Raw genomic sequence first — 19,323 nt, 5'->3', positions numbered from 1 at the left:
TTTCATTTCAGGGACAACAGTCTGCAAAAAAAAGGCGCTCGACCTACAACCAGAACGATCGCAGCCCTACACGCCTAAGTATTGACCAGCACGAGCAAAAGAACAGGTTTCAGCCGCGCCACTCAAAAAAACAAAGGGCGCGGTCTGACCGCGCCCTTTGGGCAACGCATCACTCGCCCTGGCGGGCTGGTGCGTCCAGTTCGAAAGCCGTGTGCAGAGCGCGCACAGCCAATTCCAGGTACTTCTCTTCGATCACTACGGAAACCTTGATTTCCGAAGTCGAGATCATCTGGATGTTGATGGTTTCTTTAGCCAGAGCTTCGAACATGCGGCTGGCAACGCCTGCGTGAGAGCGCATGCCGACGCCGACGATCGACACCTTGGCGATTTTGGTGTCGCCAACGACTTCACGGGCACCGATCTCGCGAGCGGTGTTTTCCAGCACGGTCTGGGCCGCCTGGTAGTCGTTGCGGTGCACAGTGAAGGTGAAGTCGGTGGTGTTATCGTGCGCAACGTTCTGCACGATCATGTCGACTTCGATGTTCGCGGCGCTGATCGGGCCGAGAATCTTGAACGCCACGCCCGGGGTGTCTGGCACGCCACGGATGGTCAGCTTGGCTTCATCGCGATTGAAAGCGATGCCGGAAATGATCGGCTGTTCCATGGATTCCTCTTCATCAATAGTAATGAGGGTGCCCGGACCCTCCTTGAAGCTGTGCAGTACGCGCAGCGGAACGTTGTACTTACCGGCGAACTCGACCGCGCGGATCTGCAACACCTTGGAACCGAGGCTGGCCATTTCCAGCATCTCTTCAAAGGTGATCTTGTCCAGGCGCTGAGCCACGGACACCACGCGCGGGTCGGTGGTGTAAACACCGTCGACATCGGTGTATATCTGGCATTCATCAGCCTTCAGGGCCGCTGCCAGCGCCACGCCGGTGGTGTCGGAACCGCCACGACCAAGGGTGGTGATGTTGCCGTGCTCGTCAACGCCCTGGAAACCGGCGACAACAACCACGCGACCGGCCTTCAGGTCACCGCGAATTTTCTGGTCATCAATCTGCAAGATACGCGCTTTATTGTGCGCGCTATCCGTCAGAATCCGTACCTGGTTGCCGGTGTACGACACCGCAGGCACGCCGCGCTTGATCAGCGCCATGGCCAGCAGTGCAATCGTCACCTGCTCACCCGTGGAGACAATGACATCCAGCTCACGAGGAACCGGTTGATCGTCGCCACTGATTTGCTTGGCCAGATCGATCAGACGGTTGGTCTCGCCGCTCATTGCAGACAGCACAACCACCAGGTCATCGCCGGCTTCGCGGAATTTCTTAACCTTGTCGGCGACCTGCTCGATTCTCTCGACAGTGCCGACTGAGGTGCCTCCAAATTTCTGTACGATCAAAGCCATTTCAAAGCCGCCTCTGCCCATGAAGGGCGCCCATTAATCACTCAAACAGCTACGAAGCCCGCCACTAGACGACGGGCTCGGCACGCAGCCTTAAATACCCTGCTCTACAAACGGCACGGTCAGGGCCAGTGCAGCATCCAGTGCGCCAGCGTCAGTGCCACCGCCTTGCGCCATGTCTGGACGACCACCGCCCTTCCCGCCCACTGCTGCAGCGGCTTGCTTCATCAAATCACCGGCTTTGAGTTGGCCAGTCAGGTCCTTGGTTACACCCGCAACCAGCACGACCTTTTCCTCATGGACACTGCCGAGCAGGATCACTGCGCGGCCGAGTTTGTTCTTCAGTTGATCGACCAGCGCCAGCAGCGCCTTGCCGTCCTGACCGTCGAGACGCACGGCCAGTACTTTCACGCCTTTGACGTCCTGTGCAGAAGCCGACAGGTCGTCGCCCGCCGCACTGGCGGCCTTGGCCTGCAACTGCTCGAGTTGCTTTTCCAGCAGACGGTTGCGCTCAAGCACAGCCGACAGCTTGTCGATCAGGTTGTCGCGGCTGCCCTTGACCAGGTTGGCCGCTTCCTTGAGTTGCTCTTCCGCAGCGTTCAGGTACGCCAGTGCCGCAGCGCCTGTCACCGCTTCGATACGACGCACGCCAGAAGCCACACCGCCTTCGCTGATGATTTTCAGCAGGCCGATGTCGCCGGTGCGATTGGCGTGAATGCCACCGCACAGCTCGACGGAGAAGTCACCCATGCTCAGTACGCGCACGCTGTCGCCGTACTTCTCGCCGAACAGCGCCATGGCGCCTTTTTGCTTGGCGGTATCGATATCGGTTTCTTCGGTTTCAACTTCGGAATTCTTGCGAATTTCGGCGTTGACGATTTCTTCCAGCGCTTTCAACTGTTCAGGCTTGATCGCCTCAAAGTGGCTGAAGTCAAAGCGCAGACGCTGACTGTCGACCAACGAGCCTTTCTGCTGGACGTGCTCGCCCAGCACCTGACGCAATGCCGCGTGCAGCAAGTGAGTGGCGGAGTGGTTCAGCGAAGTCGCGTGACGTACGTCGGCATCCACCTGGGCCTGAACCGGCGAGCCAACGGTCAGGCTGCCCGAATCCAGCACACCGTGGTGCAGGAACGCACCGCCGGTCTTGGTGGTGTCGCGCACGTCGAAACGCGCAGCGCCAGCCTGAAGGAAGCCGCAGTCACCGATCTGACCACCGGATTCCGCGTAGAACGGCGTTTGATCGAGAACAACCACGCCCTCTTCGCCTTCGCTCAATACGTCGACCGATTGCCCGCCCTTATAGAGAGCAACGATTTTTGCAGAACCGCTATGAGCGGTGTAACCGGTGAACTCGGTAGCCACATCAACCTTGACCAGGCTGTTGTAGTCCAACCCGAAGGAGCTGGCCGAACGTGCACGGACGCGCTGGGCTTCCATTTCGCGCTCGAAGCCTTCTTCGTCGATGGTCAGGCTGCGCTCGCGAGCGATGTCGCCGGTCAGGTCCATCGGGAAGCCGTAGGTGTCGTACAACTTGAACACTACATCGCCTGGCACCACGTTGCCTTTGAGCTCGGCCAGATCCTGCTCGAGGATCTTCAGGCCCTGCTCCAGGGTTTTGGCGAACTGCTCTTCTTCGGCTTTCAGCACGCGCTCGATGTGCGCCTGCTGGGATTTCAGCTCAGGGAAGGCTTCGCCCATCTCGGCAACCAGAGCGCCAACGATCTGATAGAAGAAGCTACCCTTGGCGCCCAGCTTGTTGCCGTGACGGCACGCGCGGCGAATGATCCGGCGCAGCACGTAACCGCGACCTTCGTTGGACGGCAGCACGCCGTCGGCGATCAGGAAACCGCAGGAACGAATGTGGTCAGCCACGACTTTCAGCGAAGCCTGGTTGTCGCTGGTGCAACCGACAGCCTTGGCCGAAGCGCTCAGCAGGCTCTGGAACAGGTCGATTTCATAGTTCGAGTGAACGTGCTGCAGCACGGCACTGACCCGCTCAAGTCCCATGCCGGTATCCACCGACGGCGCTGGCAACGGGTGCAACACACCATCGGCGGTGCGGTTGAACTGCATGAACACGTTGTTCCAGATTTCGATGTAACGGTCGCCGTCTTCCTCTGGCGAACCCGGCGGGCCACCCCAGATGTCGGCGCCGTGATCATAGAAAATCTCGGTGCAAGGACCGCACGGGCCGGTATCGCCCATGGTCCAGAAGTTGTCGGACGCGTACGGCGCGCCTTTGTTGTCGCCGATACGAACCATGCGCTCGGCCGGAACCCCGACTTCCTTGGTCCAGATGTCGTAGGCCTCGTCATCGCTGGCGTAGACCGTGACCCAGAGCTTTTCCTTCGGCAGGTTCAGCCACTTGTCAGAGGTCAGGAAGGTCCAGGCGTAGGTGATCGCATCACGCTTGAAGTAATCACCGAAGCTGAAGTTACCCAGCATTTCGAAGAAAGTGTGGTGACGAGCGGTATAACCGACGTTTTCCAGGTCGTTGTGCTTGCCACCGGCGCGAACGCACTTCTGGCTGCTGACGGCGCGGGTATAGGCGCGCTTTTCCTGGCCCAGAAAGCAGTCCTTGAACTGGTTCATCCCCGCGTTAGTGAACAGCAGGGTTGGGTCGTTGCCCGGAATCAAAGAGCTGGAGGCTACACGGGTGTGGCCTTGCTCTTCGAAGAAGCGAAGGAAGGCTTCACGGATTTCTGCGCTTTTCATTAGGTTCTTCCACGGAGGCTGCGGCCAAAGGCCTGTGCGAATCGTCAACAGACGAAGCGACGGCAAAGGGCCGCATTATATCGGCGTTAGTGACCAGGTACAGTGTGTTTGTACGATACAAACAGTCAATTGGACGGCTAACACCTTCAGTTTTGAGAAAACTCGACGAAAGTCGCGATCACCTGTTCGATCTGTGCCCGGTTGACGTCCATGTGAGTGACCATGCGCAAGCGTGAGGCGGCGCTGAGCTTGATCCCGCGCTCACCGGCAAACGCCTTGAGCGCATCGCATTTATCGCCCATTTGCACGTAGACCATATTGGTCTGTACCGGTTCGACTTCATACCCCGCCGCTCGCAGGCCTTCAGCCAGAAACTGCGCGTTGGCGTGGTCATCTGCCAGGCGCTGCACGTTGTGATCCAGCGCATACAAGCCTGCCGCCGCGAGGATACCGGCCTGGCGCATACCGCCACCAACCATCTTGCGCAGGCGCCGGGCCTTGCCGATCAACTCGGCCGAACCACAGAGCACCGAACCAATCGGTGCACCGAGGCCTTTGGACAGACACACCGATACCGAATCGAAGTGCTGAGTGATTTCCCGCGCATCGACACCCAACTTGACGGCTGCGTTGTACAACCGCGCACCGTCCAGGTGCAGCGATAGACCGTGCTCACGGGTAAAGCAGCGAGCCCGCGCCAAATACTCCAGCGGCAACACCTTGCCTTGCATGGTGTTTTCCAGCGCCAGCAAACGGGTCTTGGCGAAGTGGAAGTCGTCCGGCTTGATGGCCGCCGCCACCTGAGCAAGGTCCAGCGAACCGTCAGTTTGAACTTCCAGTGGCTGCGGCTGGATCGAGCCCAACACCGCGGCCCCGCCACCTTCGTACTTATAAGTGTGCGCCTGCTGGCCGACGATGTACTCGTCACCGCGCTCGCAGTGAGCCATCAACCCCAGCAGGTTGCTCATGGTGCCCGTCGGCACGAACAGTGCCGCAGCAAACCCCAGACGCCTGGCCAGTTCAGCCTCAAGGTGATTGACCGTTGGATCTTCGCCATAGACGTCATCCCCGGTGGCCGCGTTGGCCATCGCGTCGAGCATCCCTGCGGTCGCTTGGGTGACGGTGTCGCTACGAAGATCGATAACGCTCATGAATCAGGCCTCGGAATAGGACGCTAACGTCGCTGCTGATAAGGGAAATCTCTTTCAGAGGGGATTACTGCGGCCAACGCCGCGATTAATCAAGACCCGAGCCATGAAAAGCCTGCTCAAGCCAACGGAAAAACCGATGAATATCATCAGCAAGCAGCGATACGCAGCCCACCAATATGTGTTAAAAACTCTCCGCCGCCAGAAAATCTGGCAGCAAAACGTTCTCAGGGCGGGGTGCAACTCCCCACCGGCGGTAATTGCGCGCAATGCGCATAGCCCGCGAGCGCTTGGTGTCACCGACAGCTTCGGCGATGGGCGGCAGCAAGGTCAGCAGACCCGGTGTGATCCCGGGGCCGACGGTCATAGTCCGGATGAAGAGAGAACGGGATTGGCGCCAAAGGGCCGTCCGTGGGCAAGGCGCATGCACTGCACGTCTGACCTGCGCGTACCCTTAAATCCCATTCGATTCATAACGCCCTGTTTTTCACACAAACAGGAGTCAGAACAGATGCAACCCACCGCAATCGATAGCAAAAGCAAAAACCACCAAGGCGAGCGCGTAGCGTTTATCCAGGCGTGCTGGCACAAGGAAATCGTTGATCAAAGCCGTAAGGGCTTCGTCAGCGAAATGGTCGCTCAGGGCTATCAGGAATCGGATATCGATTTTTTTGAAGTCGGCGGCGCCTTTGAAATTCCACTGCACGCCAAGCTGCTGGCCAAGTCCGGCCGTTATGCCGGTATCGTCGCTGCAGGTTTAGTGGTTGACGGCGGCATTTACCGTCACGAATTCGTCGCCCAGTCGGTGATCAGCGGCCTGATGCAGGTTCAGCTGGAAACCGAAGTGCCGGTGTTCTCGGTGGTGCTGACCCCGCACCACTTCCATGCTGGCGACGAGCACCAGAAGTTCTTCTTCGAGCACTTCGTGCACAAGGGTCAGGAAGCGGCAAAGACCTGCGCCGACACACTGCACAAGATGCGTGCCTTGCGTCGTAGCGAGCCTCGCGCGGTAGCCGTGTAAACACCGAACCCGTAGGAGCTGCCGCAGGCGGCGATCTTTTGATCTTCAGCGGCCCCATCAGGCCCTCAAAAGATCGCAGCCTGCGGCAGCTCCTACAGGGTTACGTCATCGGCGTAGCGGGCTTGCCCGCACCCAGATTAGATCGGTGCCTGGATCAGACCAGGTCTTCGCCGGTGGTCGGCACAATCAGGATACCGGCGCGCAGACCGTTTTTGACTTTCGGGTTCGGGAAGATGATTCGCGCCCCCTCCTCCTCGACGATCCAGCGGGTCTGGGCGATATCCTCGGCCAGCAGATAACCTTTTTTCAGCTCCGAGAAGTTCTCGATGTCCGCCGGCAGGTTCAAGTGGAAGCTGTCACTGTGCTTGATGATTTCCCGGGCCACGCTGAACAGCTGTAAACCCTCCAGGCTCTCTTCTGCCAATTCGGGCTCGGAGCCTTCGATGATCTGCTTCAAAAGGGTTTCAAGACGCGAGACGTTAACCCCTTCGTTCTGGCCGAACGGCCGGGCCTTGCCCAGTTCAAGGGTGAAAGACTCGGCATCGAGCTTGTCGTAGGTGTACGAACTGAAAACGATGGACGGCTTGTTCTGCAACAGCACCGCCTCCATGCCGGCAGCACGCAGGCGAGCCAGTTCATGACGGGAATGCTGGCGACCTTCTTTCCAGGGATACAGCGCGAACTGCTCGATTTTCGAGCCACGGATCGCGGTGTGCAGGTCGTAGTGCAAACGGTCGCGGTCCGGCAGGTTGAAGAAACTCGCCGCCAGACGCTCCAGCTCACAGGCGCGCAGCGCTTCGAAACCACTGCTGAGTTCGTGACGGCCGTTGAACAGCCGATTGACGTCCTGCTCGATAAAACGCTCGCCGTGGCGCATGGCCTCAGGGTTGCCGAACAGGAACAGAATACGTGCGCGCGGCTTTAATTCACCGCGAGCGATGTCATGCAACAGGCGATCGAGCAACTCGATCGGCGCTGTTTCGTTACCGTGGATGCCGGCCGACAACAGCAAGTCCAGGCCATTGTCGCGAGCCTCCGGTGGCCGGACTTCCAGCGCACCTTCGCTCAGCCAGCGCATCCGCACGCCTTCGACAGTCAGTTGAGTCTTCTCCGCCGGTTCACGGCCGGCGAGGGTCAGTTCAAGCAGTTTGCCGAGGGCGAGCATAGAGCGAATTCCTTAGTGATCGTGTTTGCAATCCGGGCCGTGCACATGGTCTTCGTCACCGACTTCAGCCGGTTCCATTTCCAGTTGCAGACTTACCAGATTAGTCGCCAATGGGCGCAGCAGCAGGTTGGCGTATTCGGCATCGCCTTCTTCGACGTCAACGCCGATCAACAGCTGGCCACGGCCGTCGTGCTGGATCCACAACTCTTTGCCCTGCCACATGACCGCAACGCGGGTGCAGGAGGTTTCCAGCTGAGTGCCGTCGGTGTCTTCAAGAATCAGCTGCAGGGTATCGCTCATTTTTACGTTCTCATCTGGAGATAAAGCAACGCGTCCGGCTCTTCATAAGCAGGACGCGGGCTTTCAATTGATCTGGAATGGATAAACCGCGCCCAGTTTAAGGATTTGCGTCAGTTCATCCAGTGCCGTCCGGCACTCAAGCAACAATTGTGGGTCCGCCAGATCGCTTTCGGTCATGCGGTCACGGTAGTGCTTGTCGACCCATTGGGTCAGCGTGCCATACAACGGCGCGGTCATGATAACCCCTGGGTTGACGGCCGCCAGCTCGGTTTCATTCAGTGCGACACGTAACCGCAGGCAAGCCGGGCCACCGCCGTTCTGCATGCTTTGCTTGAGATCGAAGACTTTCACTTCGCGAATCAGGCCGCCAGAGCGGGTCAACTCTTGCAGGTACTGCCAGACGCGCGGGTTGTTCTGGCACTCTTGCGGCACGATCAGCAACATCGAACCGTCAGCACGCGACAGCAACTGGCTGTTGAACAGGTAGGAACGCACGGCGTCTTCGACCGACACCTGGGAGCGCGGTACGCAGATCGCCTTGAACTGACCGCCACACTTGGCAAGTTTGGCCGACAGCTCGGCGAGCATCTGCTCGGTGTCGAGGAACGCATCCTCGTGATAGAACAGCGCTTCGCCGTTACCCACCGCGATCACGTCGTTGTGGAACACGCCCTGGTCGATCACCGCAGGATTCTGCTGGGCGTACACCACGCCGTCATCGCTCAAGCCGTGCAGCCGGGCGACCGCTTGCGAAGCTTCGAGGGTCTGACGCGCCGGGTACTTCTGCGGTTCCGGGTAGCGCGTATCGAACGCGCTGCGACCGAACACGAAGAACTCGACACCGGCTTCGCCGTATTCACGGCAGAAACGTGTGTGGTTGGCGGCGCCTTCATCACCGAACTGCGCCACGGCAGGCAACGCTGCGTGGTGGGCGAAGTGTTTCTGGTCAGCGAACATCGCCCCCAGCACGCGGCTGGTGGTCGGGTGCTCAATGCTGCGGTGATATTTGCAGTTGAGGTTGGCGGCGGTGAAGTGCACGCGACCGTCAGCGGTGTCAGCGCTCGGGCTGACCGTGGCAGCGTTGGCCACCCACATGCTCGACGCCGAGCAGTTGGCAACCAGCAATGGCATCGCCTGTTTGGCAGCTTGCTCGATCACTTGTGCGTCAGTGCCGCTGAAACCCAGGCGACGCAGTGCGCCGACATCCGGGCGCTCTTGCGGTGCAAGTACGCCTTGCTGAAAGCCCATTTCCATCAGCGCTTTCATTTTCGCCAGGCCTTGCAGCGCGGCTTCCTTCGGGTTGGAAGATTGCTGGCTGTTGCTCTGGGACGCGACGTTGCCGTAGGACAGACCGCCGTAGTTATGGGTCGGCCCCACTAGACCGTCAAAATTGACTTCATAGGATTTCATCAGCGAGGCTCCACGAGAATCTGTTGTTATAGGCATCAAATAGCTAAAAGTCAGGCCACATTCCCGTAGCAGTTGCCGAAGGCTACGTTCGGCCGCGAAGCGGTCGTAAAACGGCACACCGTGTTCCTGGATCAGAACCTCGATAGCCTGAATTGCGACCGCTACGCGCTCGAACGCAGCCTGCGGCAGCTGCTACACAAAGCGGCTTACATGCGCACACCTGGGGTCAGGGCGGCCGGCAAGGTCAGGCTTGGGGTTTCCAGCGAGGCCACCGGGTACGCGCAGTAATCCGCCGCGTAATAGGCGCTGGCGCGATGGTTGCCCGAGGCACCGACACCGCCGAATGGCGCGCTGCTCGCGGCCCCGGTCAGTTGCTTGTTCCAGTTGACGATACCGGCGCGGCTTTCCAGCCAGAACTGCTGATAACGCGCTTCGGAATCCGACAGCAAACCTGCAGCCAGACCGTATTGGGTGTCGTTGGCTTCAGCAATCGCCGCCTCGAAATCAGCGTAGCGGATCACTTGCAGCAACGGGCCGAACAGCTCTTCGTCAGGACGATCGGCCACCGCGCTCACGTCAAGAATGCCCGGGGTCAGCAACGCGGCGTTAGCCTGTGGCTGGGTCATTTCCAGCAGCGACACGGCGCCGTTGGCCAGCAAGTGCTCTTGCGCGTCCATCAGTGCTTTGGCGGCGGCCAGAGAAACTACCGAGCCCATGAACGGTGCGGGCTGCTGATCGAACGCGCCGACTTCGATCGTCGCGCTGACCGCCACCAGACGCGCCAGCAGCGTGTCGCCCCAGGCGCCTTGCGGTACCAGCAAGCGACGGGCGCAGGTGCAACGCTGACCGGCAGAAATGAACGCCGACTGAATAATGGTGTACACCGCGGCGTCGAGGTCTGCGACCTGATCGACCACCAGCGGGTTGTTGCCGCCCATCTCCAGCGCGAGGATCTTGTCCGGACGACCGGAAAACTGCGCATGCAGGTGGTTGCCGGTACGGCTGGAGCCGGTGAAGAACAGACCGTCTATCCCTGAATTGGCCGCCAGAGCGATCCCGGTTTCACGCGCGCCTTGCAGCAGGTTCAGTACGCCGGAAGGCAGGCCGGCTTCGATCCAGCACTTGACCGTCAGTTCGGCAACTTTCGGCGTCAGCTCGCTGGGCTTGAACAGCACGCTGTTACCGGCCAGCAACGCCGGAACGATGTGCCCGTTCGGCAAATGCCCAGGGAAGTTGTAAGGACCAAACACCGCCACCACGCCGTGAGGCTTGTGGCGCAGCACGGCGGTGGCATCGCCCAGTGGACCGCTCTTCTCGCCGGTACGCTCGCGGTAGCTCTGCACCGAAATGGCGATCTTGTTGACCATGCTGGTCACTTCAGTCGCGGCTTCCCACAGTGGCTTACCGGTTTCTTCACCGATGCAGTGGGCCAGTTCGTCCGCGTGCTTTTTCAGGCTGGCGGCAAAGGCTTCCAGCACGCCAATGCGATCCTCCAGGGTACGTTTGGCCCAGGCCGGGAACGCCTGACGTGCAGCTTGCACGGCGCTCTCGACCTGAGCGGCGCTGGCGCCCTGCCCCGACCACAACACGTGCTGGGTGACCGGATTCAGCGATTCGAAGGTGTCACCCTCGCCAGCCAGCCATTCACCGGCAATGTAAAGCGAATTCATTATTTCGACTCCCGAGCAGCAGACAACGGCACGGCACGTACTTGATCGCCGGCATTGAGTTGAAGACGTTTTGCGGTCAACGGATCGACTACCAGGGTACCGGCAGCAAAGCGTGCGGGAGCAGCCGTGATCCGGCAGTCTTCGCGCTTGCGGTTGTGAATCAAAAATGGCGTGGCGTCGTCACCCGGGGTGCCGATGGCCAGCACCAGCGCCTGACTGTCGCGGACCGCACGGATCTTGCTGGTTTCGCATTCCACGGCTGGACCGGCGTCGAAGATGTCGACGTAACCCTGATAGCTGAAACCTTCGCTCTTGAGCATTGCCAGCGCCGGCTCGGTATCAGGGTGAACCTGACCGATCACATTGCGTGCGTCTTCAGAGAGGAAGCAGGTGTACAGCGGGAATTTCGGCATCAGCTCGGCGATGAACGCCTTGTTGCCCACACCCGTCAGGTAATCAGCCTGGCTGAATTCCATTTTGAAAAAGTGCCGACCCAGGCTTTCCCAGAACGGCGAACGGCCGGCTTCATCGGACACACCGCGCATCTCGGCGATGATCTTGTTGCCGAACAGCTGCGGGAATTCGGCGATGAACAGCATCCGCGCCTTGGCCAACATGCGGCCATTGAGGCCGGATCGATAATCGGCGTGCAGGAACAACGAGCACAGCTCGGAATTACCGGTCAGGTCGTTGGCCAGGAACAGCGTCGGGATTTCGCGGTAGATGTTCAGCTCTTGCGAAGCGCTGACGGTCAGACCGACCCGGAAGTTGTACCAAGGCTCACGCAGGCCGACAGCGCCGGCAATCGCGGAAATACCCACCACCCGACCATTATCGTCTTCGAGCACAAACAGGTAGTCCGCGTCGCCGCGCCCCGCTTCGCCGCGAAAGGTCTTTTCAGCCCAGCCAACCCGATGAGACAGACGCTCTTCGTTGGCCGGCAAGGTGGTCAGGCCGGTGCCGGTGCTGCGGGCCAGGTCGATCAGAGCGGGTAAATCGCTGCTGCGTACGGGACGAACGATCATGCTATCTCCTCAAACGGGCCGCTTGCGCCACCCGTGAAACTCTGTGCTTTCTAGGCATTAAAAGCAGGCATGCTTTTCTAGGTGTCAGACCGCCACCAGGCGCACGCTGGCACCTTCACCGACGCCCAGGGCCTCGGCGGCTTCAAGATCCAGGGTCACCGGTTTGCCCGGTGCATAATCCAGCTCGAGCAATACCGCGCGGTAATCCTGCAACTGGGCATTGGCCACCAGGTACTGACGACCGGCGCCTTTGACCGGCTCACCAATTTTCACCGGCACTACACGACTCTGGGCAATCGAACGGATGCCCGAGACACGTGCGTGCAGGGTCGGGCCACCGTCGAAAATGTCGATGTAATGATCGGTCTCGAAGCCTTCGCGCATCAGGATGTCGAAGGTGATCTGCGCCCGTGGGTGCACCTGGCCCATCGCTTCTTGAGCGGCGTCCGGCAGCAACGGTACGTAGATCGGGTAATGCGGCATCAACTCGGCGAGGAAGGTCCGGCTCTTGAGCCCGCACAGACGTTCGGCAGCGGCGTAGTTGAGGTCGAAGAAGTTGCGACCGATGGCATCCCAGAACGGCGAGTCGCCATTTTCGTCGCTGTAACCGACGATCTCGGTCACCACCGAATCAGCGAAACGCTCCGGATGGCTGGCGACAAACAGCAAGCGACCGCGAGAGTTGAGTTCCGACCAGGCCGAACCCACCAGCTCCGGCAGCACGTAGAAGCTGGTCAGCAGGCTGTTGCCGGTCAGGTCGTGGCACTGGGAGAGCACGTGAATCTTGTTATGAATCTTCAGCTCGCGGGAAGCGTGCACGAAGGTTTCATTACGGAAGCTGTAGAACGGCTCGGAATAACCGGCCGACGCGACGATGGCCGAACAGCCCGCCAGTTTGCCGGTGGCGGTGTCTTCAAGGACGAAGAAGTAGCTCTCTTCACCGTTGAAACTGACTTCGGCAGCGAACGACGCTTCGCTTGCTGCGATCTTGTCGCTCAGGCGTTCGACATCATCCGGCAAGGAGGTGACACCAATCGGGCTGTCCGCAGCCAGACGCTGTACCTCGCCCAGATCAGCCATTTGCGCGGGGCGCATCACCAGCATGGTGTCACTCCTTACTTAACATCAGGTCGACGAAAGGCGCCGACTCGGGGAAAAAAATGCCGGGCAGGCCCGGCACAGAAAAATGGTCTCGACGCCTAACCCTAAGAATAGGCGCCGAGCGGTACCGCAGCCTGAATCAGGCTTGAGTCAGTTTGGCCACGGCGCGCTCGAAGCGCTCCAGACCCTGCTCGATGTCCGCGTCTTCCACCACCAGGCTTGGCGCGAAACGAATCACGTCCGGGCCGGCTTGCAGAATCATCAAGCCTTCTTTTTCGGCGGCGTTGAAGATGTCCTTGGCCTTGCCTTTCCAGGCATCGCTCAAGACGCAACCCAACAGCAGGCCCAGGCCACGTACCTGAGTGAACAGGCCGTACTTGGTGCCAATCTGCTCCAGGCGAGTCTTGAACAGGTCGTGCTTGGCTTTGACACCGTTCAGCACTTCAGGTGTGTTGACCACGTCGATCACCGCTTCAGCCACGGCGCACGCCAACGGGTTACCGCCGTAAGTGGTGCCGTGGGTGCCGACGACCAGGTGTTTGGCCAAGGCTTCGCTGGTCAGCATCGCCGCGATCGGGAAACCACCGCCCAGGCTCTTGGCGCTGGTCAGAATGTCCGGCGTCACGCCGTAATGCTGGTAAGCGAACAGCTCACCGCTGCGGCCCATGCCGGTTTGTACTTCGTCGAATACCAACAGCGCGTTGTGTGCGGTGCACAGCTCGCGAGCGCCTTGCAGGTACGACAGCTCGGCCGGCAATACGCCGCCCTCACCCTGGATCGGCTCCAGTACTACCGCGCAGGTCTTGTCGGAAATGGCCGCTTTGAGCGCGTCCAGATCGTTGAACTTGACGTGAGTGATGCCGGTGATTTTCGGACCGAAACCATCGGAGTACTTCGACTGGCCACCCACGTTAACGGTGAACAGGGTGCGGCCGTGGAAGCTGTTGAGCGCGGCGATGATTTCGTATTTCTCTGGACCGAAACGATCGTGAGCAACCCGACGGGCCAGCTTGAAGGCGGCCTCGTTGGCTTCCGCGCCAGAGTTGCAGAAGAACACGCGCTCGGCAAAGGTCGCGTCGATCAGCTTATGGGCCAGGCGCAGGGCCGGCTCATTGGTGAACACGTTGGACACGTGCCACAGCTTGTTCGCTTGTTCGGTCAAGGCACCGACCAGTGCAGGGTGGGCGTGGCCCAATACGTTAACCGCAATCCCGCCGGCGAAGTCGATCAGCTCGCGGCCAGACTGGTCCCAAACGCGGGAACCGGCGCCACGTACCGGAATGAAAGCGGCAGGCGCGTAGTTGGGAACCATTACCTGGTCGAAATCGGCGCGTTGTACCGCAGCGTGCTCAACGGACATCGGAGTCTCCTGATGAGAAACACTCGCCTGAAACTGGCGAGCGATGGGGGGATTGTAAGGACAGTTTTCAGCCCGGCCTTGCCGCCAAGCGACAACTTCTTATAGCGCAAACCCCGTATTTGAACGGGTTTACGGCAATGCGACAAATAGCGTCGCAAAGGCGCAGTTTAAACCGGCGGCACAGTTTATAGGCGGGGCTGTCGAAGAGTGCGGTAAATATGAACCGCACGCCGTGCTTCGTCGCCTGTTTTCCTTGGGCTCAATCCAAACGCTAAGGGACTGGCGCAATGAATCAACATGAACTCGAACTGACAGCTCAGCCGGACGCGCATTTCCATCCGGCATTCAACAACCTGCCCGACTGGTTATTGAAAGCATCGCCCATGACGCGCAGCGCCCTGAAAAGTGCCCGGCTGCAACGTCCTCACTGGCACGCCACGGCCACCCGCCAGCAACAGCAATCGCTGAAACTGGCCAACGAGGAACACTGGACCCGGCGCAATCGCCTGGAGGCGAGGCTGGATAAACTGCAAAACGCCCGGGGCTTTGCCGAATCACTCCTGAGTGATGCCCTGAAAACCCGCTTCGGCCTCGAACTGGATGTAAAGACCACCTTTTTGCGCCTGTACATTCCTCAGAACGTCCCTTGGTTCCCGATAAAATCCGGCGCCGCCCGTACCTGGACGGTATCGTTACTGGATGCAGCCCTGCACAATTTTCAGGATTCGGAGACAGGGACGGATGCCTACGAGTCCGACTCAACATTTATCACCGAGCCCTCACCCACCGGACAGTTTGAGACGTTGCCGGCGCTGAAACGCCAGCTGCCTGTTCAACGTTTCACCCGGCTGTGCCGGGAACTGGATATCGGCGGCAAGTACGAGGCTTACCTTAAAGAAAACCTCGGGCTGAACAGTCCTGTGGCCGGCGCGGTGGTGAAATCGAACGTCATCGGCACACACAAAGCTGCCCTTCGAGCGGCCCTGCATCTGGCTCGCATCCGCAAAGACCTGCCGGCCGACGCGTTCCATTCGATCCACGGCATCCTGGAAGGCCGCGAGGGCATGCAGCTGGACGGCCAACTTTTGCACTGCCATGACCTATCGATGATGTCTTCACTGCTGACCGGTATCGTGATTTTCGCTCCCAGACTCGAGCGTTTACAGCAGCCAACGCCGATCATCGTCTACGTCCCCGACGATCCGGAGCATCCGCTCAAACAGTATCCCGACTCACTGACGTTCATGAATGAGCTGACCCGCAAACTGCGTTCGCCCGCTTACCAGGCATTCTTCAGCCGGTTCGTCGATCATCAGGAAAGAGGACATTTTTTTGCCGACCTCAGCCGCCGCCTCAGCACGGTAACCTGGCATGAGCACAGGCACGGCGACCCGATGCCCTGCTGGCGAGAAACCCCCGTCGACAAACCCGATTTGCGGTTTTCCGTGAGCCCGGTCAAAACCGGTCTGTGGATTCATCTCTATCAGCAGCAATTGAACAAGATCCTCAACGACGCGCGCACCCTTGCCGTCTCCACCGCGAGTGCCGACCAAGCCGCGCGATGGGCGCAGTGGGACGCCTTCAGCAAAGTCGCGACCACGATTCTTCAAATCGCATCCTTCGTTGCCCTGCCTTTTGTTCCGTTTCTGGGTGAGTTGATGCTGGCCTACATGGCGTACCAGGTACTCGACGAAGTCTTCGAAGGCATTGTCGACTGGGCCGAAGACCTGCAAACCGAAGCGCTCGTACAGGTGATTACCCTCGCAGAATCGGTGGTTCAACTCGGGACATTCGCGGTGGGCGGTGCTTTGGCGGCCGGAGCATTCAGCCGTTTGATGTCCCGCGAAGCGGTGGCTCTGTTCTCCCCGCTCAAACCCGTCGAAACGGTCGATGGCAAAACCCGCTACTGGAAGCCGGATCTCGCGCCTTACGAGCAATCGGTCGATTTGCCGAAAGCCGCCACACCCGATCACCTCGGCCTGTATCAGCATGAAGGCAAAGCGCTGCTGCGCCTTGAAGATAAGCTCTATGCCGTCAAACCGGATAGCGAGACGGGGGGATTTCAGATTGAGCACCCAAATCGGGCCGGCGCCTGGCAGCCGCCACTGCGGCACAACCACCATGGCGCCTGGCAGACAATACTCGAACAACCCTTGACCTGGGATCGGGAAACCGTGCTGCGCCGCCTCGGTCCCAGCGTCGAGTCATTCAGCAGTGCCGAGCGCGAGCAGATCCTGCGAATCAGCGGCTTCCACGACAACGTGCTGCGCGAGATCCATGTCGAAAACCAGCGCCCACCCTCACTGCTGACCGACACGATCAAGCGCTTCAAAATCGACCGTGATATCCAGGCACTGATCGACACCAACGGCGAGCATCCCGACCGCGAGCAAGCGCTGAACCAGCGTCTATCACTGTTCGAATCCCGCTACCGTGAACTGGAAAAAACCGATGATCGCAACATCCAGCTGCTGCAAGGTGTTGTGCAGAACCTGCCAACAGACATCGCGCAAGAACTGGTGAGCAACGCCTCCGGCAGCGAATGGATACAACTGAACGGAGGGCAAGTGCCTCGGCGTCTGAAAGACGTGGCCGTCAAGGCCATGGAAGCGGTCCGTGTCGCCAGGGCCTATGAAGGGTTTTATCTCGAAGGCATGGACAGCCCTGACTATTATCGACTGGCGCTACACAGTCTCGAGTCGATGCCAGGCTGGCCCGCCCGACTGCGCATTGAGGTCAGGGAGTATTCTCCGACCGGTGCATTGCGAGACAGCATTGGGCCGGCCGACGCACCAACCCTCAGGACACTGGTGTACGCGGAAAATGGCACATTTCATGCCCATGAAATGAGCGATCAGCCTGACACCTTTTACCAAGCCCTCCTACAAACGTTGACCGAGGCGGAGCGCAACGATTCAGGCCTTTCTGGCAAAGACAGCGAAGTGCTCAAGCTGCGCATTGCCGAGCGCGCGGCGGGCAAACCGGAACTGCGCACGCTGTTCGCAAAAAACCCTCATCGAAAAACCTTCTACGACCCGACCACCATGCGCCTGCCCGGTGGCACGCAGGGTTACAGCCGCATCAATCATGAGACGCCAACGCTTGACGATCGGGTTCGCGAGGTTTACCCCAGCCTGACCCAGGAAGAGCTGAACATCGTCGTCTCCCGCCTGCAACAGCACCCCAATGGCGTTCGCTCGGAGCTTTCACGCCTGGCCCGTGAACTCGATCGGCTGCACTGGGACCTGGATCGCTGGATCAGCGATACCCCCACCGCTCACCCCGAAACCCGACTCCCGCTGAGTGACATGGAACAACAAGCGGCACGACACAATCGTCGGTTGCTGGCCCAGGAAATCCAACGCAGCTGGAGACGGCAATCCGATCGGGACTTCACTGCGCCGGAGGGGACCGACGGTTATACGCTGTGGTTCGCAGAGCCTGTCCCCGGAGACCTTCCGCAACTGACGGCCGACTTCAGCCACGTCTCGGAGTTGAAGCTGGAAGGCTATCATTCGGCGCAAGGTGTCCACGGTTTCCTGCAGTCATTCACCGGGCTTCGCCGACTGGAATTACGCCGTTTCTCCCTGAACACACTTCCCGATGCCATAGGACAAATGGGGGATCTGGACATATTGATTCTCAGCGATTGCGCGATCAATTTCGACGCCGCTACCTGGTCAAAACTCTCCTCGATGAAAAAACTGGCGATGCTGGATCTCTACCGAAATCCATTCGCAGGTGTGCCGGGCATCGAATCAATGCCGACACTCGCTCATCTGGACCTGAGCCAAACCGGGCTGACTGAAATCCCCGGCGGCGCCCTGCAACACACCGGGCTCAATACCCTTCTGCTGATGAACAACACCATCAGCGAGTTGCCTCCCGGCCTGTTCGAGAGCCCGGTGTGCGAAAAGCGCGGCGTACATCTTTCGAACAACCCGCTCAGCGACGGTGCGCGGGAACTGATTAAAGAGCATTACTTCGAGACCTCTTACGATCTGGGTGTTTCGGCACCCGAGGCGGATATTCAGCGGGTTACTGCGCTGTACCCCGGCATGGAGATCGAACACGCGGGCGACTTCGTGTACGAGCTGCCCGGCACATTGGCAGACGGCAGAACAGAGCTGGCCAAACTGGAAGCGGAACTCACTCAGTTGAGCAGTGACCTCGCCACATGGACAGCCGACCTGCCGCCTCGGCACCCACTGACGGGCGAACCGTTCGATGTACATCAATTGTTTGTCGAGAACGTCAACCGCGACAAGTTCGTGCAAACGCTGGAGCGCTGCTGGCGCCGTGAAACAGAACTGGATGAGTTCAATGATTCACTTGAGCCAACGTTTGAACTGGTCATCAATTTCCCGATAAGCGGAGAGCTGCCGGCCCTGCGCGCCGACTTCAGCCATGTCACATCGCTAGAGCTGCGAAGCGCCAACGGCGTGACACGCATCGGGCGTTTCCTGGAGTCGTTCCCGAAGCTGAAAAGTCTCAGCGTGCGCCAATGCCATCTCGGCAACATTCCCGACGCCGTGTTCAAGATGGGTCAACTGCACTCACTGTCACTTCCCAACTGCCGAATTACGCTGTCGGTGGAGTCGGTAAACGCGCTGGCGGGAATGGAGCTGCTCGACTACCTCGACCTGGGCCTCAACCCTCTGGGACAGACACTTGACCTGCGGCAGATGCCAGACCTGGTGACCCTGCGGCTTAACGACACCGGCATCAGCGAAATACCGCACGGCCTATTTCAGTTGAACGACCTGGACTGGGCAGACCTGAGCGCCAATGCGATTACCGAAGCGCCCAGCGACCTGATGGAAATGCCCGTGGACATTGCAGAGAGCATTTCCTTGAGAGGCAACCCGTTTTCAGAGGAAAGTCTATTGCAGCTGATCAGCTACTACGAACGCACGCGTGTGGACTTTGGTGTGGAAGAGGTGACCCATCGAGGTGGAATGGAGATTTCCACCTCGGAAGGTTCCGAGATCGACGAGTAA

Annotated in this window: 12 protein-coding genes and 1 riboswitch; of the genes, 2 read left to right on the top strand and 10 right to left on the bottom strand. The window is 59.5% G+C overall.

The window, feature by feature from the left end:
* Window positions 1–169 precede the first annotated feature (169 nt).
* The 3 genes from BLL42_RS20880 to ltaE form a co-directional block, all read right to left on the bottom strand.
* Window positions 170–1,411 (bottom strand): aspartate kinase, encoded by a 1,242-nt coding sequence (locus BLL42_RS20880; RefSeq protein WP_071553787.1) that lies wholly within the window; start codon window positions 1,409–1,411, stop codon window positions 170–172.
* 90 nt (window positions 1,412–1,501) lie between these two features.
* The gene (alaS, locus tag BLL42_RS20875; protein WP_071553785.1) at window positions 1,502–4,123 is read right to left on the bottom strand and encodes an alanine--tRNA ligase; all 2,622 of its coding nucleotides are present in this window, start codon (window positions 4,121–4,123) and stop codon (window positions 1,502–1,504) included.
* A 146-nt stretch (window positions 4,124–4,269) separates the two neighbouring features.
* Window positions 4,270–5,274, bottom strand: a complete 1,005-nt coding sequence (gene ltaE / locus BLL42_RS20870) for a low-specificity L-threonine aldolase (protein WP_071553783.1) — start codon at window positions 5,272–5,274, stop codon at window positions 4,270–4,272.
* Between the two features lie 216 nt (window positions 5,275–5,490).
* A riboswitch (FMN riboswitch) is annotated at window positions 5,491–5,662 on the top strand.
* Between the two features lie 120 nt (window positions 5,663–5,782).
* On the opposite strand from ltaE, the gene BLL42_RS20865 reads away from it, so the two are divergent.
* On the top strand, window positions 5,783–6,292 hold the full coding sequence (locus BLL42_RS20865; RefSeq protein ID WP_071553781.1) for a 6,7-dimethyl-8-ribityllumazine synthase: 510 nt from the start codon (window positions 5,783–5,785) through the stop codon (window positions 6,290–6,292).
* 154 nt (window positions 6,293–6,446) lie between these two features.
* Here BLL42_RS20865 and astE read toward each other — a convergent pair whose 3' ends face one another.
* From astE to BLL42_RS20830, 7 genes are all read right to left on the bottom strand, one after another.
* A complete protein-coding gene (gene astE, locus BLL42_RS20860; RefSeq protein WP_071553779.1) occupies window positions 6,447–7,457 on the bottom strand; it encodes a succinylglutamate desuccinylase in 1,011 nt (336 codons plus the stop codon).
* A 12-nt stretch (window positions 7,458–7,469) separates the two neighbouring features.
* The gene (locus BLL42_RS20855) at window positions 7,470–7,757 is read right to left on the bottom strand and encodes a topoisomerase II (protein WP_071553777.1); all 288 of its coding nucleotides are present in this window, start codon (window positions 7,755–7,757) and stop codon (window positions 7,470–7,472) included.
* 63 nt (window positions 7,758–7,820) lie between these two features.
* Entirely contained in the window at window positions 7,821–9,167 is a 1,347-nt protein-coding gene (astB, locus tag BLL42_RS20850; protein WP_071553776.1) for an N-succinylarginine dihydrolase, read from the bottom strand.
* Between the two features lie 206 nt (window positions 9,168–9,373).
* Entirely contained in the window at window positions 9,374–10,840 is a 1,467-nt protein-coding gene (gene astD / locus BLL42_RS20845; protein ID WP_167368569.1) for a succinylglutamate-semialdehyde dehydrogenase, read from the bottom strand.
* On the bottom strand, window positions 10,837–11,862 hold the full coding sequence (gene astA / locus BLL42_RS20840; RefSeq protein WP_071553774.1) for an arginine N-succinyltransferase: 1,026 nt from the start codon (window positions 11,860–11,862) through the stop codon (window positions 10,837–10,839). Before astA ends, astD begins: the two co-directional genes overlap by 4 nt.
* A gap of 84 nt (window positions 11,863–11,946) precedes the next feature.
* The gene (gene aruF / locus BLL42_RS20835; RefSeq protein ID WP_071553773.1) at window positions 11,947–12,966 is read right to left on the bottom strand and encodes an arginine/ornithine succinyltransferase subunit alpha; all 1,020 of its coding nucleotides are present in this window, start codon (window positions 12,964–12,966) and stop codon (window positions 11,947–11,949) included.
* A 136-nt stretch (window positions 12,967–13,102) separates the two neighbouring features.
* Window positions 13,103–14,323, bottom strand: coding sequence for an aspartate aminotransferase family protein (locus BLL42_RS20830; RefSeq protein WP_071553772.1), 1,221 nt, complete (start codon window positions 14,321–14,323; stop codon window positions 13,103–13,105).
* Between the two features lie 287 nt (window positions 14,324–14,610).
* Between BLL42_RS20830 and BLL42_RS20825 the strand changes: the two genes are divergently transcribed.
* Window positions 14,611–19,323, top strand: a complete 4,713-nt coding sequence (locus BLL42_RS20825) for a dermonecrotic toxin domain-containing protein (RefSeq protein WP_071553771.1) — start codon at window positions 14,611–14,613, stop codon at window positions 19,321–19,323.

The organism is Pseudomonas frederiksbergensis, from assembly GCF_001874645.1.
Taxonomy (GTDB): domain Bacteria; phylum Pseudomonadota; class Gammaproteobacteria; order Pseudomonadales; family Pseudomonadaceae; genus Aquipseudomonas; species Aquipseudomonas frederiksbergensis_B.
This window is presented reverse-complemented; position numbering and strand designations above follow the sequence as displayed.

Excerpts from the sequence above, each read along its gene's own strand:
- BLL42_RS20880 (WP_071553787.1), bottom strand. The coding sequence starts at position 1,411 with ATGGCTTTGATCGTACAGAAATTTGGAGGCACCTCAGTCGGCACTGTC.
- BLL42_RS20825 (WP_071553771.1), top strand. The coding sequence starts at position 14,611 with ATGAATCAACATGAACTCGAACTGACAGCTCAGCCGGACGCGCATTTC.
- BLL42_RS20865 (WP_071553781.1), top strand. The coding sequence starts at position 5,783 with ATGCAACCCACCGCAATCGATAGCAAAAGCAAAAACCACCAAGGCGAG.
- aruF (WP_071553773.1), bottom strand. The coding sequence starts at position 12,966 with ATGCTGGTGATGCGCCCCGCGCAAATGGCTGATCTGGGCGAGGTACAG.
- astA (WP_071553774.1), bottom strand. The coding sequence starts at position 11,862 with ATGATCGTTCGTCCCGTACGCAGCAGCGATTTACCCGCTCTGATCGAC.
- astE (WP_071553779.1), bottom strand. The coding sequence starts at position 7,457 with ATGCTCGCCCTCGGCAAACTGCTTGAACTGACCCTCGCCGGCCGTGAA.
- ltaE (WP_071553783.1), bottom strand. The coding sequence starts at position 5,274 with ATGAGCGTTATCGATCTTCGTAGCGACACCGTCACCCAAGCGACCGCA.
- alaS (WP_071553785.1), bottom strand. The coding sequence starts at position 4,123 with ATGAAAAGCGCAGAAATCCGTGAAGCCTTCCTTCGCTTCTTCGAAGAG.
- BLL42_RS20830 (WP_071553772.1), bottom strand. The coding sequence starts at position 14,323 with ATGTCCGTTGAGCACGCTGCGGTACAACGCGCCGATTTCGACCAGGTA.
- BLL42_RS20855 (WP_071553777.1), bottom strand. The coding sequence starts at position 7,757 with ATGAGCGATACCCTGCAGCTGATTCTTGAAGACACCGACGGCACTCAG.
- astB (WP_071553776.1), bottom strand. The coding sequence starts at position 9,167 with ATGAAATCCTATGAAGTCAATTTTGACGGTCTAGTGGGGCCGACCCAT.